Here is a 23,366-nt window from a genome sequence, read left to right on the forward strand (position 1 = left end):
CCCGTCGTCGTCCGGTGCCGCACGCGTTCGGTGCCGCACCCCTTCGCTCACGCTCGTCGAACTACGGGATGAGCACCGTCGAGTCGGCCGCGAACTCCCACGCCGGCGCGATCGAGAGACCCTGCAGGTCGTCGAGGTCGAAGCCCACGGGCAGCGTCGGCGCCTCGGGCAGCGTCAGCTCGAAGCAGTAATGCTGCACGTTGCCCGACTCCGCGTCGAGCTCCTGCGCGATGGACCCGTCCGCCGTCGCCAGCGGGCCGTCGGCGATGATCGTCGCCCCCGGAGCGAAGGCGTCGGCGGTGCACGGGAGCACAGCGTCCTCCGCGACCGAGACACGCAAGTCGAGCGCGCCCCACAGCAGGCCGTCCGGATCGACCGACGGCGTCGTGAAGTCGCTCTCATCGGCTTCGACGGCCGCCTGAAGCTCCACCGAACCGCCGAGCGAGTCGGCGATCGTGCGCAGGGCGACCGGCGCGTACACCGCGTCGCCGGGCGAGAGCGCGAGCGCATCGACACCGAAGATCATCGTGTCTCCCGGGTTCGCCTCGAACTGGTCGAACGCGGTCGCGACGTACGGGGAGCTGGTGTTCTGCTCGACCTCGAACGTCGAGGTGCCCACCCCCGGCCCGTCGCCCGCCGCATTGCCGCCGAAGATCCACTCGGTGTCCGTCCATGCGGCGAGTGTCGCCGTGACGCCCAGCCCCAGCACGAGCCCTCCGGCCATGATCGCGAAAGCCTTCTTGCGCCCGGCCTTCTCTCCACCACGAATGTGTGCAGACATGGTTTTCCTCCAATTCCCCTGTTCATTCCACGGATGTGGCCGTGCGATAGTCCGCAGAGGCCCGTACTCGGACGGTATGCCGAGCGCGCACGGCGGTGCGAGAGCTCGTGGACGAATACAGTGCGGGACCAGCACCGGTGGCGGCGACAGCGAGCGCACCGAGGCGGCGCAGCGGAAAATCCCAGTGAGCATCTCGGTATTCGCGCCCCTGTTCTCACCGCGTATCCGTGCTAGACCCCCAGTACGGGGTGCCGATCGGACCACAAATCCACCCGGACGGGGGCCACCACGGTGCGGGAACCCGCCACATACTGAAGAAGGGGATAACTACATACGCACACACGCACGACTCCGAGGTATCGATCCCGGAGCCCAACTGCACCCCCGCGCGCAGAAAGGCTCAAGTGCATGTCGATGGATGACACAGCCACACGGTGGCAAAATAAGGGCAGCCCGCTTCTGAACACTCCAGGGCGGGATGCCGGCGGCCTCGCCGCGCTCCTGCTCGAGGGAACGAGCGTGATGCTCTGCGGCCGCCCGGGCATGGGCAAGACCTTCGTCGCGGAGGCGATCTGCCACCAGCTCGAGGCCCAGGGCCTGCACCCGCTGCGCCTGCGCGCGACGGCTCTCCTGAGCGCCGAGCCGTTCGGCACGCTCGCGGCGTGCCTCGATCCGCGGGTGAGCGGGCTGGCCGGCGACGGCCGCTTCGAGGCCCGTGAGTTCCTCGACCGGTGTGCCCGGCATCCGGGCAACGGCCCTCTTGTGCTCTTCATCGACGAGGCGCATCACCTCGACCCGCAGTCGGCCGACCTTCTGGCGCGGCTGTGCTGGGACGGCCGCGCGAGGCTCCTGATGACCTGCGAACGCCCTCTCGAGCGCACGCCCCATCTCGACCGGGCGACGATGTCGACCCTCGACGGCCTCTGGCTGGAGGGCATCGCCCGCCGGGTCGACTTCGAGCCGCTCGACCTCGCGGCGTCGATCGAGTTCATCGACGTGATCGCCGCGGGGCGCCCCCTCGACGCGGTGACCCGTCAGACGATCGGGCTCTACGGGCGCGGCCTCCCCCTCCTCCTGCGCGAGCTCACACTCGACGCCCTGAACCTCGGCGACGACACCCGGCCGAGCACCGCTCCGCATTCCGCCCGCGCCCTCGAGCTCGCCCGCTACAGTCTCGACGGACTGCCGGCCGACGCCCTCGCCGGGCTGGCCCTGCTCGGACGCGCCGACGGCATACGGTTCGCCCGCGCGTCGAACGTCGTGGGCGCCCACTGCCTCGACATCCTCATCGGAATGCGGCTCGCGACCGTCAGCTCGCCCGCCCGCGAGGTCGTGCACGTCGACTCGCTGCTCGCCGACGCGGCCGTCCAGCTCACCCCGCACGAGCTGCTCGAGGCCCTCGAGGACGGGCTCGTGAACGCTCTCGTGACCGACGACCCCGAGCTCCGCGACATCCATCCGGGTGAGGCGTCGATCATCGCGAACGCCTGCCTCGACCCCGCGCGGCGGAGCGCGCTCACCGGCATCACGCCGACCACGCTCGCCCGGGTTCTGCTCATGGCCGCCCATCGCGCCAACAATCGCGGGCTGCCCGATCTCGCCCTGCGCTACTCCGAGGCCGCCGCCGCCCTCGAGCCCAGCGTGTACGCCGCCGTCGAGACCTCCCGGGCGCACCTCTCCGTCGGCCGGCCGAACGCCGCCCTGAGCGCGCTCACCGCGGCGACCGCGCGGTTCCGCTCGCCCGGCAACACCGTCGCCCTGCTGCGCTGGGCCGCGAGCCTCAAACCGCGGTTGGGTCACACCGCGGATGCCCCAGCCGCCGAGCCCGCCGCGGTCGCCGCCCGCGCACCCGTCGACCGCGCGACCGTCGACGAGCTCGCCTACCAGCGGCTGAGCGACGCGACCGAGCAGATGGAGTGGCCGCGCGCGATCGGCGCGGGCACCGCCCAGCTGCGCGACCCGTCGCTCACCCTCGGCCAGCGGATGCGGGGTGCCTCCCTCGCCGCGTTCAGCCTGACGGTCACCGGCTCGGCGTCACGGGCGGTCGAGCTCGTCGACGAGGCCTGGGCCCTGTTCCTCGACGGCAGCAGCGACATCTCCACCCGCAGCCCCAAAGACGAGGCGGTGGCGCAGCTGGTCGCAACCGCGCTGCAGATCGAGTTCCTGAGCGGCGCGCGCGCCGAGGCGCTCTACCGGGCGCCGGGCGTGCTCGCGCTGTCGGTCGACGCGACACGCGACACGGGCGCGCTCGCCAACCTCAATTACATCTGCGGGCTGCAGGCGCTCATCCGCGGCGAGATCCCCGCTGCGGCGCGCGAGTTCCGCGCGGCCGACCTGCGTATGCGGCGTATGGGCCTCGTGTCGTGGCGGCCCCTCGTGATCGCCGCCCACGCGATGTGCCTCGCTCTGCTGGGCGAGACGGATGCCGCCACCGCCCGCATCGCGGAGGCACGCGCGGTCGCCCCTTCCCCCGCCGCCTGGAACTCCGTCGTCATCGACCTCGCCGAGATCCACGTGACCGGAGCCCGGTTCGGCCCGACGGCGGCGAGCGAGCAGGCCTGGCAGATCGCCGAGGCGGCCCGCCCGCAGGCCATGCTGCTGGGGGCGCACGCCGTGATGGCCGGCTACGCCTATTCAGACGCCCACTCGCGCCACGGCGTGACCCTGCGCGACGCCGCCGACGGGGTCGACGTGCCCCTGCTCGCCGCGTTCGCCCGGATCGCCGACGCTGAGGCTCAGGGCGACGGCGCGGCGCTCGACGACTGCGTCGACGACTTCGAGCGCTCGGGGCGGCTGCGGGAGGCGCACTTCGCCGCCGGCAAGGCCGAGCTCGTGCACCGCCGCAACGCCGACTCGGTGCTCTCCCGGCTGAGCGCCAAACGGGCCAGGGGCTTCGCGGAGGCCTGCGGCCTCCCGGTCGATGCGACGGGGCCGGTCACACCGGCCGGGCATCTCAGGCTCACGGGCCGGGAGCGGGAGATCGCGATCCTGGCCGCGCAGGGCAAGAGCAACGGCGACATCGCCCGCGAGCTCTTCCTCTCGGTCAGGACGGTGGAGTCGCACCTCTACCAGGCGCGCACGAAGCTGGGTCGCGCCCCGCGCGAGTCGCTCGGCCGGATCCTCGAGGTGGAGTCGTTCGCCTGACCAACCGGGCCCGCCCGAGCCCCCGACCGGATCCGCCTAGCCCCCGACGACCGCGAGCGCCTGCCGCGCGATCTCGAGCTCCTCGTTCGTCGGCACGACGAGCACCGTGACGCGCGAGGCATCCGTCGAGATCACGCGCGCCTCGTGCGACGACGCCTCGTTGCGCGCGGGGTCGATCTCGATGCCGAGCGCCTCGAGCCCGGCCAGGGCACCGGCGCGCACGACGGCGCTGTTCTCCCCGACCCCCGCCGTGAAGACGATCACGTCGGCGCCCCCGAGCTGCGCGTGATACGAGCCGACGTAGTCTTTGATGCGGTGCAGGTAGACGTCGAGGGCGAGCTGCGCCGCCTCGTCGCCGGATGCCGCGGCCTCCACGACATCGCGCATGTCGCCGCGCCCCGACAGCCCGAGCAGCCCGCTGCCCCGGTTGAGCAGGGTGTCGAGCTGCTCGAAGCCGAGCCCGGCCTTGCGATGCAGGTGGAAGAGCACGGCGGGGTCGACGTCGCCCGAGCGGGTTCCCATCACGAGACCCTGCAGCGGCGTCATCCCCATCGAGGTCTCGACCGAGGCGCCGCCGTCGACCGCGCACGCCGACGCGCCGTTGCCGAGGTGCAGCACGATCTGCCGCAGCTCGCCGAGCGGGCGGCCGAGGAACGCGGCCGCGGCCTCGGACACGAATTTGTGCGAGGTGCCGTGGAAGCCGTAGCGGCGCACCCGGTACTGCTCGGCGAGAGCGGCGTCGATCGCGTAGCTGTAGGCCGCGGGCGGCAGGGTGCGGTGGAAGGCCGTGTCGAAGACGGCCACGTGCGGAACCTCGGGGAAGGCCTTCTCGGCCGCGACGATGCCCTGCAGGTTCGCCGGGTTGTGCAGGGGGGCGAGCTCGGCGAGATCCTGGATGTTGATCTTCACGAGCTCGGTGACGACGGTGGGCTCGAAGAAGCGCTTGCCGCCGTGCACGACGCGGTGGCCCACAGCGACGAGCCCGGCATCCTGCAATGACGGCCCGTGCTCGGCGAAGGCCTCGAGCATAACGTCGAAGCCCGCCGTGTGGTCGGGGATGGGCAGGTCGCGCGCCGACTCGCCCGTGCCGGCGGTGTGCCGCGCGTGACCGGATGCCTCGCCGATGCGCTCGACGAGACCGCTCGCGAGCACGCCCTCCGTCTCCATGTCGATGAGCTGGTACTTGAACGACGACGAGCCGCTGTTGACGACGAGGATGGCGGTCATGCGCCGGCCCCCGCCCCGGTCTCGGCGAAGTCGGCGGTCGCGGCCTGGATGGCGGTGATCGCGACGGTGTTGACGATGTCTTGCACGAGGGCTCCCCGGGAGAGGTCGTTGATGGGTTTGCGCAGGCCCTGCAGCACGGGTCCGATGGCGACCGCCCCGGCGCTGCGCTGAACGGCCTTGTAGGTGTTGTTGCCCGTGTTGAGGTCGGGGAAGATGAACACCGTCGCGCGGCCGGCCACCTGGGAGCCGGGCATCTTGGCCGCGGCGACCGCGACGTCGGCGGCCGCGTCGTACTGGATGGGGCCTTCGACGAGCAGCTCGGGGCGGCGTTCCCGCACGAGCGCCGTCGCCTCGCGCACCTTCTCGACGTCGGCCCCCGCCCCCGACTCGCCCGTCGAGTACGAGAGCATCGCGATGCGGTTCTGGATGCCGAACTGCACCGCCGTCTCGGCCGACGAGATCGCGATGTCGGCGAGCTGGGTGGCGGTCGGGTCGGGGTTGACCGCGCAGTCGCCGTAGACGAGCACCCGGTCGGCGAGCGCCATGAGGAAGACGCTCGAGACCACCGACACCCCCGGCCGGGTCTTGATGATCTCGAACGACGGGCGGATGGTGTGCGCCGTCGTGTGCGCGGCGCCCGAGACCATGCCGTCGGCGAGCCCCATGTGCACCATCATCGTGCCGAAGTAGGAGACGTCGGTCACGGTGTCGCGCGCGTTCTCGTAGGTCATGCCCTTGTGGGCGCGCAGCCGGGCGTACTCCTCGGCGAACTTGTAGCGCAGCACGTCGTCGTAGGGGCTCACGATGCTCGCCCGCGAGATGTCGATGCCCAGCCCGATGGCCCGCGAGCGCACCTCGATCTCCTCGCCGAGGATCGTGAGGTCGGCGACCTCGCGGGAGAGCAGGGTTCCGGCGGCGCGCAGGATGCGGTCGTCGTCGCCCTCGGGCAGCACGATGTGCTTGCGGTTGGCCCGCGCCCGCTCGAGAAGCCCGTATTCGAACATGAGCGGCGTGACGACATCCGACCGGCTCACGTCGAGCCGGGACATGAGATCGGCGGAGTCGACGTTCTGCTCGAAGAGCGCGAGGGCCGTGTCGTATTTGCGCTGCGAATCGGCGGCGAGCCGGCCGCGCGCGCCCATGACCCGCAGGGCCGTGTCGTAGGTGCCGTGCTCGGTCGTGATGATGGGCAGCGTGGGCCGAAGGCCGACGATGAGCCGGTCGATCGCCTCCGGGAGCTCGAAGCCGCCGTTGAGGATGATGCCCGCGAGCGAGGGGAAGGTTCCCGAGTCGTTCGCCATGAGCAGGGCCAGCAGAACCTCGGTGCGGTCGCTCGGCAGCACGACGACGGCCGCCTCGGTGAGCCGCGGCAGCACGTTGACGAGCGACATCGCCGCCACGACCACGCCGAGCGCCTCGCGGTTGAGCAGCTCGGGGTCGCCTTTGAGCAGGGTGCCGTCGACGGCCTCGAGCAGGGTGCCGATCGTCGGCGCCACGAGGAACGGGTCTTCGGGTATGGCCCAGACGGCCACGGATGCCGCGGGCAGCTCCCTGCGCGTGACCTCCGCGATCGCCGCCACGATCTCGTCTTTGCGCTCCGGGTCGGAGCGGTTCGCGACCACGCCGAGGAGCGTCGCGTGCGCGTTCTTCAGCTCGGTGAGCGCGAGCTCGGTGATCTGCGCCATGTCGTAGGGGCTGCGGGGCTCGGAGTGGCCGAGGCGCTCGCTCATGCCCTGGCCGGCGCGCCCGCCCAGCACGAGCAGGGTCGGCGCGCCGAGGTTGGTGGCGATGCGCGCGTTGTAGCCGAGCTCGCTCGGGCTGCCGACATCCGTGTAGTCGCTGCCGATGATGACGACGGCGTCGCATTTCGCCTCGACCGCCTTGTAGCGCTGCACGATGAGCGAGAGGGCCGCGTCGGGGTCGGCGTGCACCTCGTCGTAGGTGACGCCGACGCACTCGTCGTAGTCGAGATCGACGCCGTCATGCTGCAGCAGCAGCTCGAGCACGTAGTCGCGCTCCTCCGTCGAACGGGCGATGGGGCGGAACACCCCCACCGAGCTCAGCTGGTGGCTCAGGGTGTCGAGCACCCCGAGCGCGATCGTCGACTTGCCCGAGTGTCCCTCGGCGGAGCTGATGTAGATGCTGCGTGACATGGATCCCTTGTCGTCGTTATTCGTCGGCACGCTCGATGGCGGGCACGGTGTAGCGGCCATCGAGGATGTCGGACCCCGGGCCATACAGACGCAGGATGGGCCGGAACAGACCGTCGGGCGCGGGGAGCCAGTTGGCGGGTGCCGCGGGATCCGTCGGCCGCACGTGGCTCATCGTGATCGTTATGGCACCGTCGTCATCTTCGACGATACCCGTCGTGCGATCCCCGAGCGAGTACCGCTCGATCTCGTTGGAGACGAGGAAGAAATCCGGCAGGTCGTACATCGTGAGCGACCAGAACGCCGAGACAGGAGGCGTCGGGGCGAGCCTGAGCCTGTAGCTGTGGCTGCCGTGCAGCGGTTCGCCATCGCTGTCGACATAGGTCATCGGATAGGAGGCCTCATAGCCGTGGTTGCCCCACAGACCGGCGAGGGCAGCGGCGGCGCGTTGACCGATGCGCGTGCGGAGATCGGAGATCCGCCATTCCGGGGAGTCGATCGTGCCGATGCCGAAGTAGTCGTCGTTGTAGTCGAAGATGTGAGTCGTGACCTTCCAGCCATCGACTTCGGGGGTCCCCGCCCCGGAATGCAATGCGTCGACGAGTCCCTGTCTGGCGGTCGCCATCCCGGCGCGGAGGGCCTCCGCGAGCTCGGCGGCCGGATCGATATAGGGCGACCGCGATTCGAGGAGGCCGAGCGGGGCGAAGCTCTCCAGGAGCTGTGAGTACTGCGGGGCCGCTGGGAAGGCCGCGAGCCACACCCGGAACTTCTCCCAGAAGTCGAGGCCTTCGGCGACCCCGGATTCCGGAGTGGGGATGCCCTCGGGATCAGCGGGCGCCGGGGTCAGCGGGGTGAGGGTGAACTGCTCCTGCAGGTCCCGCACAGCGAGCAGGTCGCTCTCGCCGTCGCATGCGATCCGGCCGACGATGTTCCCGACACGGGTCGGGAACTCGACGACGGTGCGCCCGCCCGCGTCGCCGTGCCATCCCGCCGGTACGAGCAAGAACTCGGCCTCCGCTGTGCCGGTTGCCCGCAAGCCGATGTAGGCGAAGTTGTCGGTCCACGCCGAGACGAACTGCAGCACGTAGTACCGGCCCTGCGTGTCGGGCACGTGCAGAACGAGCGGCCCGACGCTGAGATCGACGGTCGACATCAGATAGACCGTGTCGTTGTTGATCGATACGAAGGTGTCCTGCGGGCCGGCGAGACTCGTCGCTCGGCTGAAGGTGTTGTAGGGCGCCGCCGGAGCAGCGCCGATGCCCGTCTCCACGTTGCGCAGGGCCTGCTCGAGATCGAACACGAGCGGGAACCCCACGAGATAGGCTTCCGCGGCGAGTTCCGCGAGGCTTCGGTCGTCGTCGACTGTCTGCATGGTGCCTCTTCCTTCTCGTGATCGATGGGCGCCTGATTCTCGGTGTCTCCCGGGGATCCCGGATGCCGCGGCGGCAGGCCTCGCCGGGCTCAGACGTTGTCGCTGCCGGTGTCGTCGGTGCGCTCGGTCGCCGACTCCTGGCTGTGCCCCTGCGAGCCGGCCCACGACCAGTCGGTGACCTCGGGGAGGTCCTCGCCGTGCTCGCGGGTGTACTGGCGCGCGTGCAGTCGCGCGTCCTGCATCCTCTGCCGCAGGCCGGCCTGACTGCTCGCGAGGCCCGGCACCCGGTCGATGACGTCGATCACCAGGTGGTAGCGGTCGAGGTCGTTGAGCATGACCATGTCGAACGGCGTCGTCGTCGTGCCCTCCTCTTTGTAGCCGCGCACGTGCAGATTGGCGTGGGCGGCCCGCCGGTAGGTGAGCCGGTGGATGAGCCAGGGGTAGCCGTGGTACGCGAAGACGATCGGGCGGTCGCTCGTGAAGATCGTGTCGAACTCCCGGTCGCTCAGCCCGTGCGGGTGCTCGCGCACGTCTTGCAGCCGCATGAGGTCGACGACGTTGACGACGCGCACCTTCAGCCCGGGAAGCTCCCGGCGGAGAATGGATGCCGCGGCGAGCACCTCGAGCGTCGGCACGTCGCCCGCGCAGCCGAGCACGACGTCGGGCTGCTCGCCCGCTACCTCGGTGCCGGCCCACTCCCATATGCCGAGGCCGCGCGTGCAGTGGGCGATCGCGGCATCCATGTCGAGCCATTGCGGCGACGGCTGCTTGCCGGCCACGACGACGTTCACGTAGTCGACGGACCGCAGGCAGTGGTCGTAGGTCGAGAGCAGCGTGTTGGCGTCCGGCGGCAGGTAGACCCGCACGACGTCGGCCTTCTTGTTGACGACGTGGTCGATGAAGCCCGGGTCCTGGTGGCTGAAGCCGTTGTGGTCCTGCCGCCAGACGTGGCTCGAGAGCAGGTAGTTGAGGCTCGATACCGGCCGGCGCCACGGGATGTCGCGGCTCACCTTGAGCCATTTGGCGTGCTGGTTGAACATCGAGTCGACGATGTGGATGAACGCCTCGTAGGAGTTCATGAGCCCGTGCCGACCGGTCAGCAGGTAGCCTTCGAGCCAGCCCTGGCACTGGTGCTCGCTCAGCACCTCCATGATGCGGCCGGCGCGGGCGAGGTGCTCGTCGACGGGGAGCACCTCGGCGTTCCACTGCTTGTCGCTGTACTCGTAGACCGCGGGGGCGAGGCGGTTGGAGGCCGTCTCGTCGGGGCCGAAGATCCGGAAGTTGTCGGGGTTGTCGCGGATGACGTCGGCGAGCCATCCGCCGAGCGTCCTCGTCGCCTCGCCGCTGACCGCGCCCGGCTCCTCGACGGCGACGGCGTAGTCGCGGAAGTCGGGCAGTGCGAGCTCGCGGCGCAGGAGGCCGCCGTTGGCGTGCGGGGTCGCACTCATCCGCAGCTCGCCGTCGGGGGCCAGCCGGGTGACGAGCTCGACCGGGGCGCCCGTCTCGTCGAAGAGCTCCTCGGGGCGGTACTTCCGCATCCAGTCCTCGAGGATGCGCGTGTGCGCCTCCGTGTCGCGCGCGTTCGCGAGCGGCACCTGGTGGGCGCGCCAGGTGTTCTCGACCGGCAGCCCGTCGATCTCGGCGGGGCAGGTCCAGCCTTTCGGCGTGCGGAGGATGATCATCGGCCAGGCCGGGCGCGTCGTGTCGCCCTCTGCGGCCTTCCGCTTGATCTCGGCGATCTCGTTGAGCACCATGTCGAGGGTCTGGGCCATCCGCTCGTGCACGAGCGCCGGATCCTCGCCGTCGAAGCCCCCGCTCACGACGTGCGGGGTGTGACCGTAGCCCCGCATGAGCTCGAGCAGCTCGTCCTCGGGGATGCGCGCGAGCACCGTCGGGTTGGCGATCTTGTAGCCGTTGAGGTGCAGGATCGGCAGCACCACGCCGTCGTGCAGCGGGTCGAGGAACTTGTTGGAGTGCCACGCGGTCGCGAGCGGGCCGGTCTCGGCCTCCCCGTCTCCGATGACCGTCGCCACGAGCAGCTCGGGGTTGTCGAAGGCGGCCCCGTAGGCGTGGCTGAGCGAGTAGCCCAGCTCGCCGCCCTCGTTGATGGAGCCCGGCGTCTCGGGGGCGGCGTGGCTCGGGATGCCGCCCGGGAACGAGAACTGCCGGAAGAGCTTGCGCACGCCGTCGGTGCTCTGGTCGATGCCGGAGTAGATCTCGGAGTAGGTGCCGTCGAGGTAGGCGTTGGCGACCATGCCGGGCCCGCCGTGACCGGGGCCCGCGATGTAGATCGTGCTCTGCTCGCGCTCGCGGATGACGCGGTTGAGGTGCGCGTAGATGAAGTTGAGGCCCGGTGTCGTGCCCCAGTGGCCGAGCAGCCGGGGCTTGATGTCGTCGCGCTCGAGCGGGCGCTCGAGCAGCGGGTTGTCGAGCAGGTAGATCTGGCCGATGCTCAGGTAGTTCGCGGCACGCCACCAGGCGTCGACGCTCGCGAGGGTGTCGGCGCCGAGCGGTCGCACCTGGCGCCGGGGCCAGGCCTGCTGCACGGGGTCGGCCACCGCCTCACCGCGCGCGCCCGCCCTGCCGCGAGAAGCAGAGGATGTGGTCGATCGGGTGGATGTGCGGATTGCCATCGAGACCTCCGTGAGAGTGGCATCCCACTGAGATGGGACACGTCTCAATCCTAGGGAGGCGGCTCTCCCGGGCCTAGGGACTTTATGCCCCGTCTGCGCCCGCTCGTGCCCCGTCATGAAACGCCCGAGCGCGGGTTTGTTGCCGACCGCTGCCCTTCGACGCTCGTCGCTCGCGAACAAACCCGCGCTCGACGCCGGAGCACACGGCGGCACAAAAAAAGGACCCCCCGCGCACCCGCCAGAGCCCGGTTACCCTTGCTACGTTTCCGTCCTGGGGGAGTTGGCCTGGATGGCGCCACGCGGGGAGCCGTCGTCCAGTTTACTCGACGCGCCGATTGTTCCGGTACGACTTGAAACGCGGGGGCGAGCGGCGTTGACTGGAGGCGACGAGAGAAGGGTCACCCATGAGAGTCGCCATCGCCGGAGGGCACGGCAAGATCGCCCTCATCCTCGAGAAACTGCTCGCCGACGCCGGCCACGAGGCCATCGCGATCGTGCGCAACCCGGAGCACGGCTCCGATGTGCTCGTGGCGGGCGGAATCCCCATCGTCGTCGACCTCGAGGCGACGGATGCCGCGACCCTCGCCGCGGATCTCGCCGGTGTCGACGCGGTCGTCTTCGCCGCGGGTGCGGGCGCCGGCAGCACCGCCGAGCGCAAGGACACCGTCGACCGCGACGGCGCGATACTGCTCGCCGACGCGGCGGAGAGCGCCGGCATCCGCCGTTACGTGCTCGTCTCGGCGATGGGCGCCGACGGCTTCGACCCCGACTCCGACGACATCTTCCAGATCTACCTGCGCGCGAAGAGCGAGGCCGACGCGAACCTGCGCGCCCGCGACCTCGACTGGACGATCGTGCGCCCCGGCGGCCTCCTCGACGAGCCCGCCACCGGGCGTGTGAGCCTCGGCGAGAGCACCGGGCGGGGAACGATCCCCCGGGCGGACGTCGCGGCGCTCGTCTTCGCGGCCCTCACCGACGGCTACGGCGTGCGCACCCAGTTCGAGGCGATCAGCGGCGACGTTCCGCTCGTCGAGGCCCTCGCCGCCGTCAAGTACTGAGCCGATCACGTGCTGAGCCGATTCGACGGCTCGCGGCCGGCTTCGACCGGCTCGCGGCCGGTTTCCTGCGGCTCACGGCTCCTGCCCCGGATGCCGCGGCAACGGCGACCCGAACGACCAGGTAAGATCGTCTCTGGCCATTCACGCTCCGGCGCGGGTGGTTGCCAGGAGAATTCGCCTAGTGGCCTATGGCGCACGCTTGGAAAGCGTGTTGGGTGCAAGCCCTCGGGGGTTCGAATCCCCCATTCTCCGCAGATTTCCGAGCCGCTCGACGACGTCCAGATCCGCGTAATGACGCCGAGGTCGGCTAGTAGCGGCAGCGCGCCTGCAGGATGACCACGTACACATCGTCCACCGATGCGACGCCACCACGCGCCCCCGAGCTCATGCTGGAGCGGCTCCGGCTCGCCGGCTCCGTCGAACGGATCGCCACGCAGCACCCCCACACCGGGTGTCCCCCTAAATGCCGCTATCCGGGGGTGCCCCGTTGTTGTCACAATCGAGGTCGGGCAAAAGGCTGTACAAGGGGTTCGATGACGCAGATACCGGTGAACGGCACCTCTGCGCGCGTCCTCCGCCCCCTCGGCCATCTGTTTCGCCAGGGGGTCATCGCGGCGCTGGCCCTCCTCGTGCCGCTGTTCGCGGTGCTGTTCTGGCTCACGATCCCCTCCGGCCGCTGGGTTCCCGTGCTCGTGGTGCTCGTCGTCGTCATCATCGTCGGCCTGTTCGCGGCCATCTCGTACTTCACCTCGACCTTCTCGATCGACGAGAACGGCGTGACCGAGCGGGGGTTCTTCGGGCGCAAGGTCCACGTGAGCAAGAGCGAGGTCGCGAGCATCGTCGAAGCGGACGTCTACCACGGCAACACCCTCGACACCCTGCCGCACCTCTTCATCTGCGACGACGAGGGGCGGGCCCTGCTCAGGATGCGGGGGCAGTTCTGGTCGCGCGAGAACATGGACACCCTGCGCGAGGAGTTCGACGTGCCCGTGCACTTCATCGGGGAGCCGCTCACGGTCGGAGAGCTCTCCCGCACGCACCCGAACCTCGTGTACTGGTTCGAGCGCCGGCCGGTCTTCCGCTACCAGCCGTAGTCGATCGTCTTCCCCGTCTCGGCGAAGGTCTTGAGCGCCGAGAGCACCCGCGGCCAGTTCTCGACGGTTCCGTCGTGGTTCGGGTGGCCGTCGCTCCACTCGTCGTTCACGAAGGTGAGCGCCGTGACGCCAGGGGTCACGGGCTCGAGGGTCCAGGTCATCCTGCTGGAGAGCTCCGCATGGTTGTCGCCGTAGCTCGGGCCGGGGTGCTCGCTCAGGCTCAGCAGCCGCCCCGGCTCCACGGCGAGCACCTCGCCGTAGACGTGCACGGTCTCCTCGCCCTCGTTGCCCGGCCCGACGTACTCGTAGCCGGCCCCCACCGTGAGCTCGGAGCGCAGGACCGAGCCGAACATCACCGCTCGGTTGCCCTCGTCGCCGACCACGGCATCCCACACCTGCTCGGCGGGCGCGTTCACGTACAGGGTCATCGCAAATGGTTCCATGGTGCTCTCCTCGGCCGAATCCGTTCGATGCCACAACGCTACGGATGCCGCGACCGCACGTCGTGAAAAAACGCGACGCCCGGCGCCCCGCCCCGTTTCCCGGCGCCCTCGTGACCACGCGCCCCCGCGCCCACGCACGACGGCCGGGCGGTCAGGCCTCTGACAGGCCCGGCCACCCGGCCGTCGCCGTATGCCGCGGAGGCTACCTCTTCAGGCCATCCGCCCGCGTGCGGTGCCGGCGCACCCCGAGCAGCGCCCCACCGCCGCCGAGGAGCAGGAGCACGAGCAGCGGGGTCAGCCCGAGGTCGTACCCGGTGGACGGCAGGCTTCCCGGCTCGTCGCCCGCGGTGCCGCCGGGCTCGGTGACCTCGCCGGCCGAGTCGATGCCTGGATCCGTACCCGGGTCGCTACCCGGATCCGTACCGGGATCAGTACCAGGATCAGTCCCGGGATCGGTGCCCGGGTCAGTCCCGGGATCGGTCCCCGGGTCAGTCCCCGGATCAGTCCCCGGGTCGGTCCCGGGATCCGCGTCGATCGTCACGGCGACCCAGCCGATCAGATCGCCGAAGGAGTCCTGCACGCTCAGCCGGTAGCTTCCGGGCTCGAGGTCGTCGATGCCGAGCTCGATCCGCCCCTCCGCATCTGCGAGGACGACGCCGCGCGGCTCTGCCCCCGGGTAGAGGTGCACCACGAACTCGTCCGCCTGCTCAGCGCCGGGGATCGGGATGGTGACGACGCCGCCCTCCCGGGTCGCGACGAGTCCGCCCTGGTCGGCGTCGTTCAGCTCCTCCGGGGCGGTGACCACGGGCGCTTCGGCGAGGGTCGTCTCGAGCTCGGCGCAGTCGCCGGCCTTCGATCCCGCCAGGGCGTTCAGCGCGCCGAAATCGCTCACGGCCGCGCTGTTGTCGGCGCAGTCGAGCGACCCGAAGATCGTGTTGCCGCTGAGGATCGGGCCGTACTCGCCCGCGAGCCTGCTGAAGCGCTCGTTCGCCGTGACCTGCGTGTTGCCGGTCAGCTCCAGGCCCCGGCGGAAGGTGTTGCCCGCCGCCGTGACGTCGCTCGCCACGTCGGAGATGCTCGTGGCGCCCTTCACGGTCGTTCCGAAGATCTGGAACGCCGCGGCGTCCGAGACGTCCAGGGCGCCGTCGATCACGCTGTCGCGCACGACGACGGAAGCGCCCTCAGCAACGGTCAGACCGCCCGCGATGTGCGCATCCGTGATGCAGATCACGCCGTCGGCCACCGTCAGCGCGGCGAGATCGCCCGTGCGCGTCGTCGTGCACTCCAGGAGCTCGCCCGGCAGCACCGTCGCCTTGTAGGCCTCGGCGTCGCCGATGTTGCCGACCGGGTCGATCGCCCGGTGCTCCACGCGGTGCGTGCCGAATCCGGGCACGAAACCGCCGAGCGGATGATCGTCGGGCAGTGTCTGCTCGAAGGCCGCCTTGCTCAGGCCGCCGGAGCCGAGGTTGCCGTAGGTGAGCGCCTTCAGGTCCGTTCCGGAGTGGCGGAACTCGAACGGCGAGTCGGGCATCGGCTGCTCGGGGAAGCCCGAGTAGTTGTACCAGCCGTCGCCGTCGAGACGCAGCTGCCCCACGACGTAGCGCTTGCCGTCGTAGCCGTCAGTGCTGTCGACGGGGTCGAGCTTCATGTCCCAGCCGTTGAAGTAGACGCCGTGCTCCTCGTCGTCGTTCAGGTCGACGAGCGACTCGGAGAGCGTGCGCGGCGCCGTGGGCAGAACCGCGTCGACCTTCCACGACATCGTCGAGCGGGGGGCGTTGGGGTTCGCCGGATCGGAGACGGTCGCGGTCAGGTCGTAGGTGCCGCTCGCGAGGTCCCGGGCCTTCAGATCGAGAACCGTGCGCGGCCCGGTCTGGACCTCTTTCCCGTCGAGCGTCCAGGTCACGACGGGAACGCGGTCGCTGGGGTGGGTCGTGCGCACGAACACCATCTCGTCTTTCGCGAGGGGCTGGGTGGTCGAGCTGCCGGAGGTGATCTGCGCACCGGGTGCCGACGGCACGACGTCCTCCGCGCCGATCGTCCACGTGCGTCTCTGCACGAATCGCGGCCCCTCGAAGCCGGAGTCGGTGGCGGCGTTGTTCGTCGAGGGGTTGCGCACCCAGTCGATGCCGTCGGGCCCGACCGGGTCGCGCACCTCGGCGACGACCGTCGTGCCCTCGGGCAGGGCGAAGTCGCCGAGGTCGATGCTGCGCTCGCTGCCGGAGGCGATCACCGGGCCCGTGGGGCCGCCGGTGCGCCAGGTGACCGTGAGGTCGTGGAAGCGGGGCTGCCCGGCCTCCGTCCACAGGGCGCTGCCCGCGGGGACCGTGCCCTCGGGCGTCGACGTGACGACCATCGCGCCCGAGTCGCGCATGCCGGTGATCCTGGCGACCATGTGCTCACGGCCGACCTGGTCGAACTCGAAGCCCACCCAGCGCATCATGGAGTGCTCGCTCGGCCGCCGCTGACCGCAGGGGTACGTTCCGCCGCTCTCGTAGAGCCCGATCTTCCCGCCCGAGATGCTCTCCTCGCCGAGCCAGCGGAACCACTTGTGCTGGTCGGCGATCATCTGCTCTTCGGAGGTGTAGGTCGTGTGGTGGAAGCTCGTGCGTGCCTCGGTGCCCGTGTAGCAGTCCCGCACGACGTCGCGCGAGCTGTAGGGGTACTCGTCCGTGGTGTTGCCGAGGGAGTGGCCCAGCTCGTGCAGCGAGATCACGGGGCCCTGCGGCGAACCACCCGAGGTCGTGGCATCCCGGCCGCCGATGCCGCCGTAGGTGAAGGTGTTCGAGATGGCGAGGGTCTGCAGGTTCTGCGCCGTCCTCGGGATGCCCAGGAGGGGGGCGATGTAGGTGTCGAGGATCCGTCGCTGCGCCTGGATGCCGGTCTCGCAGGGATCGACGCCCTCGGGGTACTTGTCGGCCTGCGACTCGCAGTCCGCGGGGGCTGCGCCGTAGGTGATCCCGCGGGCGAGCGGGTTGTTGCAGCCGCCGAGCGTGAGCCTCAGCGCGGTGTTCTTGGTGGCGATCGGGCCCTCGCGCTCACCGGTGTCGCGGATCGTGCCGTCGGGATGGCGCTTGCGGCCGTCGGGGTCGCACTGGATCCCGTAGTCGATCGACGCGAGCTGCACGGCGTAGACGTTGATGTAGTTCTGATAGCTGTGGAAGGGCTCGGATGCCCACATCACGGCGAGGTTGCGGTCGAGGTCTCCCATAAAGAGGGACTGCTGATCGGCCTGGTAGCCGTCGCCGAACACGATCAGGTTGAGTCGCTCGGTCGCGGGGCCCGTGACCTGGATCGGCACGACGGTGGGCTCGGGGAGCAGCCCCGGCGCGGCCTCCGCCGCGAGCCCCGCCAGCGGTTGCTGCGCGGGCGGCGCGGCCGACGCGGCGAGCGCCGATCCTCCCACCACCATCCCCGCGATGACGGCGACCGCCGCGAACATCGCGGTCATCCTGGTTTTTTTGCGTGGTATCACCGTTGCTACCTCATTCTCTCGGAGCTCTCTCACGGAGCCGATCTCGACATTGCGCGACACTGAACTCGACCGTACTACAATCCGTGACATATCACATTTTAATTAGCAAATTTGATGATCCCCCGATGTCTTTCCCCTCATCCCCAACCGCACACCTCTCGTCGAGTGGACGCAAAACGGGGGTGTGAGACCCCGCGCACCCCCGTTTTGCGTCCACTCGGGACCAGGGGCGGTTGGGATACTGGGGTTATGAGCGGTTTCGAGCGCCTGCGGCGCGCCGGCAGCCCGGAGAGCAAGGGGCAGCTCACGCCACCCGCTGAGGCGGCTGCGGACGCCTCTCCCGGCACGGCGAGACCGCTGAGCATCGACCGCCTGTACCCCCGCGACGATCTCGCCGCACTCGTGCGGCACTACTGGATCCCGCGCTGGACGCTGCCCGACGGCGTCGTCGTGCGGCAGGGGGTGCTCGAGTACCCGGGTTGCAACCTGGTCGTCTACCCGCACGGCGCCGCGCTCCACGGGGTCACCCTGGGTCGCGGCGAGCAGGCCCTCAGCGGCACCGGCTGGGCCTTCGGCGTGCTGCTTCAGCCCGGCACCGCGCGAGCGCTCACCGGGCGCAGCACCGCCGAGCTCACCGGCACGGTCGTCGACGCCTCCGAGCTCCCGCGAGCGCAGGAGTTCATCGGAGCCGTGCGGCAGGAGGCATCCGCCGGTGACGACGCGGCCGCCGCCGCGGCCTTCGAGAGCTGGCTCGAGAGCCTCGGCCTCGCCCTCGGCGAGGATGCCGCGCTCGCCGCCGGCATCGTGCAGGCGGTCGAGGCCGACCGCGACCTGCTGCGGGTCGAGCAGCTCGCCGAGCGCTTCGGTCTCGGCCTGCGACGGCTGCAGCGACTGCTCGCCCAGGAGGCGGGGGTGACGCCCAAGTGGCTCATCCGGCGCTTCCGGCTGCAGGAGGCGGCGTACGCCCTCGCGCAGCCGGACGCCCCCGCGCTGGCCGAGCTCGCGGCATCCCTCGGCTACGCCGACCAGTCGCATTTCAGCCGCGACTTCGTCTCGATCGTCGGCGAGACCCCGCGCGGTTACGCGGATCGCGCCCGCTGAGGCCGCCCCTCAGCGGGCGAGCACGACCGGCGGCCGCGAGGCCCGGTCGCGCACGAGCCCGGTGCGCACCGTGACCCCCGTGCCCGGCCCCGTCGGCACCGCGAGGCGCCCGTCGACGAGCTCGAAGGGCTCCGTGAGGTCTTCGGCGAAATAGCGCTTCGAGGCGCTCGTGTCGCCCGGCAGGGTGAAGTTCGGCAGGGCCGCGAGGGCCACGTTCGCCGCACGGCCGATGCCGGTCTCGAGCATGCCGCCGCACCAGACCGGAACGTCGAGCTCCCCGCAGGCGTCGTGGATGCGCACGGCCTCCAGATATCCGCCGACCCGGCCCGGTTTGATGTTGACGACGGATGTCGCGCCGCGCTCGATCGCGTCGACCGCGACATCCACGTTCACGATCGACTCGTCGAGGCACACGGGCGTCGCGATGGCGCGGGCCAGGCTCACGTGCGTCGCGATGTCCTCCTCGACGAACGGCTGCTCGATGAGCAGCAGATCGAAGGCGTCGAGCCGGCCGAGGTGCTCGATGTCGGCGGCCGTATAAGCCGTGTTGGCGTCGACCTGCAGCAGCATCTGCGGCCCGATGAGCTCGCGCACGGCGGCCACCGGCTCGAGATCCCAGCCGGGCTTGATCTTGAGTTTGATGCGCCGATAGCCCTCGTCGACGTAGCCGGCGACCTCCTCGAGCAGCGACGGGATGTCGCGGGCGATCCCGACGCTCACCCCGCAGTCGACCTCGCTCCGCGCCGCGCCCAGGTACTCGCCGAAGGAGAGCCCGGCGGCCCGCAGCTGCGCATCGAGCAGGGCGGCCTCGACGGCGGCCTTCGACATCCGATGCCCGATGATGCCGCCGAAGAGCTCGCCGAGGCCCTCCGCGGCGATGTCGGGCGCGCCCAGCAGGCGGGGCGCGAGGTAGTGCTCGATGAGCTCCGAGCAGCCCTGCACGTACTCGGAGCTGTAGAGCGGATGCTCCATCGCGACGCATTCGCCCCAGCCCTCGCCCTCGTCGCCGAGGAGGTGCACGAGCAGCACGTCACGGGCGCTCTGGCGCCCGAACGAGGTCTCGAAGGGCCGCACGAGCGGCATGGCGATGCGGTGCAGTTCGACGGCTTCGATTCTCATAACGCCCCTCGTCTCGTGTGTCGCGTCGCGGCCTCCGTGTGGTCACAGCCTAGGCCCGCGCGCTGGCGACGTCTCCTGCGCGGTGTGACAGGGTGGGACCATGGACCGCACGACCCCCATCGACCTCGATCACTGGCCGCGGCGGGAGCATTTCGAGCACTACCGATCCCGGGTGCCCTGCACCTACAGCCTCACCGTCGAGCTCGACGCGACCACCCTGTCCGCCGCGCTGCGCCGGACCGGTCGCAAGACCTACCCGGCGCAGATCTGGGCGATCGCCTCCGTCGTGAACGATCACGACGAGTTCCGGATGTCGGTCGACGAGGCGGGCAGCCCCTCGGTGTGGAGCGTCGTGCACCCGTTCTTCACGGTCTTCAACCCCGAGCGCGAGACCTTCGCGGCCGTCTGGGCCGACTACGATCGCGACTTCGCGCGCTTCCACGACCGCGCGGTCGAGCTGCTCACGACGCATCGCGCAGCCACCACGATGTTCCCGCAGGGCGAGGTGCCGCCGAACGTCTTCGACGTCTCGAGCCTGCCCTGGGCGTCGTTCACCGGCTTCACCCTGAACATCGCGCACGGCACCGACCACTACCTGCCGATCGTCACGCTCGGCCGGTACGTCGAGCGCGACGGGCGTGTGATGCTCCCGCTCGCGATGCAGATCCACCACGCCTCGGCCGACGGGTTCCACACCGCCCGCTTCGTCACCGAGCTCCAGGGGCTCATGGACTCCTCCGGCGACTGGCTCGGGTAGCAGGCGGCTTCGGGCTTCGGGGCTCACGCCTCGGGCGGGGTGGGCGTGAAGACGTAGGCGGTGCGGTCGAGCTCGGCGCGCAGCCCGCGCTCGGCGGCCTCGGCGAACGCCTGCCGTGACTCCTCGCGCAGAAGCGCGGCGGCATCCGGGTCGAGGCGCCGCAGCGCCTGGTAGTCGGTCGCGAGCTCGAGGCGCAGCGGCCCCGCCCAGGCCGGCGCCGGCCGTTCGGCGAGCGCGTGCCGCACCCGTGGCGAGTCGAGCCGCCAGAGCACCTCGAGCCGGTCGCTCGCATCCCCGCCGCTGATCGCGTCGTCGAGATCGCCGTAGAAGTCGGGGTGGAACGCGACGACCTCGGCGCCGAGCTTCACGAGGTTGAAGTAGGCGTTGCGGCGGATGAGCGGATCGAAGGTCCACCGCATCTGTCGGATGCCGCGATCCAGGCACAGCTGGCGCTGGAACACCTTGAGCGCGAAGCCCACTCCCCCGCCCTGGTGCCGCGGGTCGACGGCGGCCATGTGCGAGTGCAGGTGCACGCCGCCCTCCCAGCCGAGGAAGCCGAGGGCCGCCCCGACCGTGCGGCCACCGGCATCCGTCGCCAGGATCACGGTGTTGCCGGCGTGCGCGACGGCGCGCAGCAGGCCGTCGTCGGGGCTGCGGCCGGCGCCCCAGGTGCTCTCGAAGAGACGCACGATCTGCGCCATGTCGTGGGGCCGGGCCTCGCGCACCTCGACGGCGGCCCGGCGGCAGGCACGATCGACGAGGGACGCCGGGCTCAACTCCGGGGGCGTCGCATCCATGGGTCCGTCAGCTCGTCGCGCTCATCAGCTCACCGGCTCGTCAGCTCGCCGAGCGATCGTCGAGCCCCCAGCCCTGGCCGTAGCCGCCCTCGGCGAGGGGCAGGGCCATGAGGTCGAGGAAGGGCTTCGCGTCGAAGGCCTCCGGGCCGAGCACTCCCGTGCCCTGCCAGATGCCGCCGGCGAGCAGCTCGAGGGCGATCACGGGGTTGAGCGCGGTCTGCCAGACGACGCACTGGCTCTCGTACTCGGCCATCGTCCACTCGTTGTCGCTCACGTGGTAGAGGTAGACCTCGCGCGGGGAGCCGTCGGTGCCGGTTCCGGTGACCCACAGGCCCGCGCAGGTCTTGCCCGTCATCCGCGGCCCGATCGTCGCGGGGTCGGGCAGCGCCGCCGCCACGACGTCGCGCGGCGCGACCTCGACGGGGCCGTTCGCGGACCGCACCCGCAGGGGGGTCGTCGCGTCGAGCCCCAGCAGGTGCAGGGTCTTGAGCACGCCGATGAACTCGTTGCCCAGCCCGTACTTGAAGGTCACCCGCTGGGCGTCGACCCAGCGCGGCATGAGCAGCACCTCCTCGTGCTCGACGTTGACGCACTCGACGGCGCCGATGCCCTCGGGGAACTCGAAGATCTCGGGCTCGCTGAACGGCGGCGTCGTGAACCAGCCCGCGTCCTTCTCCCAGATCACGGGCGGGTTGAGGCACTCCTCGATGGTCGTCCAGATGCTGAAGGAGGGCGCGAAGATCTCGTTGCCGGCCTCGTCGCGCACCACGAGGTTCGCGCCGTCGCGCACCCCGAGCTCGTCGATGCTCGAGAAGAGGTGGTCGGCCGCGTACCGCGCGAAGACGTCGCTGAGCCCGGGCTCCACGCCCATGCCCACGAGGGCGAGGCGGCCCGCGCGCTCCCAGTCGCCCGAGAGCGCGAACTGGTCGTCGCCGAGTTTCACCCCGGTCTGCGAGTGCGGATCCGTCGGATGCGGCTCGGAGAGGCTCATGGCCATGTCGAGGTAGTCGGCTCCGGCCGCGAGCGCCCCGGCGAAGATCGTGGGCACGAACTTCGGCTCGACGGCGTTCATCACGTGCGTGGCCCGGTGTTCACGAGCGACGGATGCCACGGCATCCGGATCGCTCGCATCGATGCCGGTCGCGCCGAACCGGGCGGCCACCTCGTCGCCGTGTCTCGCGCGGATCCAGTCGACGACGTTCTGCGCGCGGGCGACGTCGTAGTCGCTCACGATGATCTGCTCGTAGAAGTCCCGTCGCGCGGCGATCTTGGCGATCGCCGTGCCGACGCCCCCTGCGCCCACCAGAAGTATTCTCATGGGGTCACGCTACCGGTCGGCGCCACTCAAAACGACGGAGATTGTGCCGAAAACGGGGCCGTTTGCGCAGTATCGCCCCGCTTTTCCCAGAATCTCCGTCGTTTTGAGTTGGAGAGAGGGGGCGGGGGTCAGGCGACCGTGGCGGCGATGATCAGCTGCGTGACGATGCCGAGCAGGTAGAACGCCCCGATGGCGAGCGCGGCCGCGGGCGAGGCGGGCGAGAGACTGCGCTGCAGGAGGCCGATGGCGCCGAGGATCGCGCAGGCGAGCGCGAGCACGGCCTGCACGATGTACGAGATCACCGTTCCGATGCCGACACCGGTTCCGCCGGTGAGCTGCACCGAGAACTGCAGCAGCGAGGTCAGCAGCGCGACGACGACGAGCAGCACGGCGAGCACGAGGCCGATCACGCCCAGGGGGTTGGCCGGGCGCCGCGCGGGCCGCTGCTCGGCGGAAGGCACGCCGTACACGCTCACGGGGCCGCCGCCGCCCCCGCGATCGCCGCGAAGCCGAGGCTCGTGACGAGGAACGTCATGACACTCACCATCCCGATCCCGATGCCCACGGCGGCCAGCGCGTGCCCGGCGCCTCTGCGGGTGACGCCGATGATGCCGAAGACGAGCGCGACGAGGCCGAAGACGAGGCTCGCGAGGGTGATCGCCGACAGGAGCACGCCCACCTCGGCGACCGTCGCCGAGCTGGCCGAGACGATGCTCGGCGCGTACACCGCGAAGACGCGGGAGAGGATGCCGGCGACGGCGACGAGGAGCGCGGCGACGAAGGCGATGACGCCCCAGACGTTGCGCGCCCGCGCGACCGGTTGCGGCTCGGGCGGCATCACGGAGGTCACCGCTCGAGGCTATAGCGAGGGATGCCGCCACCACCAGTCCCCAGCATCCG

General features: G+C 70.5%; 17 protein-coding genes, 1 tRNA gene and 1 other RNA gene. 6 read left to right on the plus strand and 13 right to left on the minus strand.

Annotated features, from left to right (window positions below; all coding sequences use genetic code 11):
- Positions 1-61: 61 nt before the first annotated feature.
- The gene (locus tag CLV54_RS14705; protein ID WP_100345739.1) at positions 62-781 is read right to left on the minus strand and encodes a SipW-dependent-type signal peptide-containing protein; all 720 of its coding nucleotides are present in this window, start codon (positions 779-781) and stop codon (positions 62-64) included.
- A gap of 414 nt (positions 782-1,195) precedes the next feature.
- Between CLV54_RS14705 and CLV54_RS14710 the strand changes: the two genes are divergently transcribed.
- On the plus strand, positions 1,196-3,925 hold the full coding sequence (locus tag CLV54_RS14710) for a LuxR C-terminal-related transcriptional regulator (RefSeq protein WP_170062010.1): 2,730 nt from the start codon (positions 1,196-1,198) through the stop codon (positions 3,923-3,925).
- 36 nt (positions 3,926-3,961) lie between these two features.
- Here CLV54_RS14710 and CLV54_RS14715 read toward each other — a convergent pair whose 3' ends face one another.
- The 5 genes from CLV54_RS14715 to ffs all read right to left on the minus strand — a co-directional run bounded on the left by CLV54_RS14715 (position 3,962) and on the right by ffs (position 11,619).
- Positions 3,962-5,152, minus strand: coding sequence for an acetate/propionate family kinase (locus CLV54_RS14715; RefSeq protein ID WP_100345741.1), 1,191 nt, complete (start codon positions 5,150-5,152; stop codon positions 3,962-3,964).
- Entirely contained in the window at positions 5,149-7,305 is a 2,157-nt protein-coding gene (gene pta, locus CLV54_RS14720; RefSeq protein WP_100345742.1) for a phosphate acetyltransferase, read from the minus strand. Before pta ends, CLV54_RS14715 begins: the two co-directional genes overlap by 4 nt.
- A 16-nt stretch (positions 7,306-7,321) precedes the next feature.
- On the minus strand, positions 7,322-8,674 hold the full coding sequence (locus CLV54_RS14725) for a DUF1254 domain-containing protein (RefSeq protein WP_100345743.1): 1,353 nt from the start codon (positions 8,672-8,674) through the stop codon (positions 7,322-7,324).
- An 89-nt stretch (positions 8,675-8,763) separates the two neighbouring features.
- Positions 8,764-11,307, minus strand: a complete 2,544-nt coding sequence (locus CLV54_RS14730; RefSeq protein ID WP_100345744.1) for a phosphoketolase family protein — start codon at positions 11,305-11,307, stop codon at positions 8,764-8,766.
- 215 nt (positions 11,308-11,522) lie between these two features.
- Positions 11,523-11,619, minus strand: an RNA gene (gene ffs / locus CLV54_RS14735) — signal recognition particle sRNA small type.
- 92 nt (positions 11,620-11,711) lie between these two features.
- Here ffs and CLV54_RS14740 point away from each other — a divergent pair.
- From CLV54_RS14740 to CLV54_RS14750, 3 genes are all read left to right on the plus strand, one after another.
- Positions 11,712-12,365, plus strand: a complete 654-nt coding sequence (locus CLV54_RS14740; protein ID WP_100345745.1) for an SDR family oxidoreductase — start codon at positions 11,712-11,714, stop codon at positions 12,363-12,365.
- Positions 12,366-12,532: 167 nt separating this feature from the next.
- Positions 12,533-12,617: transfer RNA gene (locus tag CLV54_RS14745), tRNA-Ser, on the plus strand.
- Positions 12,618-12,898: 281 nt separating this feature from the next.
- Positions 12,899-13,459 (plus strand): hypothetical protein, encoded by a 561-nt coding sequence (locus CLV54_RS14750; protein ID WP_100345746.1) that lies wholly within the window; start codon positions 12,899-12,901, stop codon positions 13,457-13,459.
- On the opposite strand, the gene CLV54_RS14755 is transcribed toward CLV54_RS14750, so the two are convergent.
- Positions 13,447-13,902, minus strand: a complete 456-nt coding sequence (locus CLV54_RS14755; protein ID WP_100345747.1) for an SRPBCC domain-containing protein — start codon at positions 13,900-13,902, stop codon at positions 13,447-13,449. The genes CLV54_RS14750 and CLV54_RS14755 overlap by 13 nt on opposite strands.
- Before the next feature lie 202 nt (positions 13,903-14,104).
- The gene (locus tag CLV54_RS14760; protein WP_170062011.1) at positions 14,105-17,350 is read right to left on the minus strand and encodes a M64 family metallopeptidase; all 3,246 of its coding nucleotides are present in this window, start codon (positions 17,348-17,350) and stop codon (positions 14,105-14,107) included.
- Between the two features lie 273 nt (positions 17,351-17,623).
- Between CLV54_RS14760 and CLV54_RS14765 the strand changes: the two genes are divergently transcribed.
- On the plus strand, positions 17,624-18,475 hold the full coding sequence (locus CLV54_RS14765) for a helix-turn-helix domain-containing protein (RefSeq protein ID WP_100345749.1): 852 nt from the start codon (positions 17,624-17,626) through the stop codon (positions 18,473-18,475).
- Between the two features lie 9 nt (positions 18,476-18,484).
- Here the strand turns inward: CLV54_RS14765 and menC are convergent, their stop codons facing one another.
- The gene (gene menC, locus CLV54_RS14770; protein WP_100345750.1) at positions 18,485-19,594 is read right to left on the minus strand and encodes an o-succinylbenzoate synthase; all 1,110 of its coding nucleotides are present in this window, start codon (positions 19,592-19,594) and stop codon (positions 18,485-18,487) included.
- Between the two features lie 100 nt (positions 19,595-19,694).
- On the opposite strand from menC, the gene catA reads away from it, so the two are divergent.
- Positions 19,695-20,351 carry a type A chloramphenicol O-acetyltransferase gene (gene catA / locus CLV54_RS14775; protein ID WP_100345751.1) on the plus strand — a complete coding sequence of 219 codons (657 nt, stop codon included), beginning with the start codon at positions 19,695-19,697 and terminating at the stop codon, positions 20,349-20,351.
- A gap of 23 nt (positions 20,352-20,374) precedes the next feature.
- On the opposite strand, the gene CLV54_RS14780 is transcribed toward catA, so the two are convergent.
- The 4 genes from CLV54_RS14780 to CLV54_RS14795 all read right to left on the minus strand — a co-directional run bounded on the left by CLV54_RS14780 (position 20,375) and on the right by CLV54_RS14795 (position 23,316).
- Complete coding sequence (locus CLV54_RS14780) at positions 20,375-21,148, minus strand: GNAT family N-acetyltransferase (protein ID WP_100345752.1); 774 nt, start codon at positions 21,146-21,148, stop codon at positions 20,375-20,377.
- 40 nt (positions 21,149-21,188) lie between these two features.
- Positions 21,189-22,466, minus strand: a complete 1,278-nt coding sequence (locus CLV54_RS14785; RefSeq protein ID WP_100345753.1) for a saccharopine dehydrogenase family protein — start codon at positions 22,464-22,466, stop codon at positions 21,189-21,191.
- 128 nt (positions 22,467-22,594) lie between these two features.
- Positions 22,595-22,942 carry a hypothetical protein gene (locus CLV54_RS14790; RefSeq protein WP_157803005.1) on the minus strand — a complete coding sequence of 116 codons (348 nt, stop codon included), beginning with the start codon at positions 22,940-22,942 and terminating at the stop codon, positions 22,595-22,597.
- Entirely contained in the window at positions 22,939-23,316 is a 378-nt protein-coding gene (locus CLV54_RS14795) for a hypothetical protein (RefSeq protein WP_100345755.1), read from the minus strand. The genes CLV54_RS14790 and CLV54_RS14795 overlap by 4 nt, the downstream gene beginning before the upstream one ends.
- Positions 23,317-23,366: the final 50 nt, after the last annotated feature.

Source organism: Compostimonas suwonensis (assembly GCF_002797855.1).
Classification (GTDB): Bacteria; Actinomycetota; Actinomycetes; order Actinomycetales; family Microbacteriaceae; genus Compostimonas; species Compostimonas suwonensis.

Coding starts and splice junctions, on each gene's coding strand:
- CLV54_RS14740 (WP_100345745.1), top strand. CDS start 11,712: ATGAGAGTCGCCATCGCCGGAGGGCACGGCAAGATCGCCCTCATCCTC.
- CLV54_RS14785 (WP_100345753.1), bottom strand. CDS start 22,466: ATGAGAATACTTCTGGTGGGCGCAGGGGGCGTCGGCACGGCGATCGCC.
- CLV54_RS14760 (WP_170062011.1), bottom strand. CDS start 17,350: ATGACCGCGATGTTCGCGGCGGTCGCCGTCATCGCGGGGATGGTGGTG.
- CLV54_RS14715 (WP_100345741.1), bottom strand. CDS start 5,152: ATGACCGCCATCCTCGTCGTCAACAGCGGCTCGTCGTCGTTCAAGTAC.
- CLV54_RS14765 (WP_100345749.1), top strand. CDS start 17,624: ATGAGCGGTTTCGAGCGCCTGCGGCGCGCCGGCAGCCCGGAGAGCAAG.
- CLV54_RS14780 (WP_100345752.1), bottom strand. CDS start 21,148: ATGGATGCGACGCCCCCGGAGTTGAGCCCGGCGTCCCTCGTCGATCGT.
- CLV54_RS14705 (WP_100345739.1), bottom strand. CDS start 781: ATGTCTGCACACATTCGTGGTGGAGAGAAGGCCGGGCGCAAGAAGGCT.
- CLV54_RS14750 (WP_100345746.1), top strand. CDS start 12,899: ATGACGCAGATACCGGTGAACGGCACCTCTGCGCGCGTCCTCCGCCCC.
- CLV54_RS14730 (WP_100345744.1), bottom strand. CDS start 11,307: ATGGCAATCCGCACATCCACCCGATCGACCACATCCTCTGCTTCTCGC.
- CLV54_RS14755 (WP_100345747.1), bottom strand. CDS start 13,902: ATGGAACCATTTGCGATGACCCTGTACGTGAACGCGCCCGCCGAGCAG.
- catA (WP_100345751.1), top strand. CDS start 19,695: ATGGACCGCACGACCCCCATCGACCTCGATCACTGGCCGCGGCGGGAG.
- CLV54_RS14725 (WP_100345743.1), bottom strand. CDS start 8,674: ATGCAGACAGTCGACGACGACCGAAGCCTCGCGGAACTCGCCGCGGAA.
- menC (WP_100345750.1), bottom strand. CDS start 19,594: ATGAGAATCGAAGCCGTCGAACTGCACCGCATCGCCATGCCGCTCGTG.
- pta (WP_100345742.1), bottom strand. CDS start 7,305: ATGTCACGCAGCATCTACATCAGCTCCGCCGAGGGACACTCGGGCAAG.
- CLV54_RS14710 (WP_170062010.1), top strand. CDS start 1,196: ATGGATGACACAGCCACACGGTGGCAAAATAAGGGCAGCCCGCTTCTG.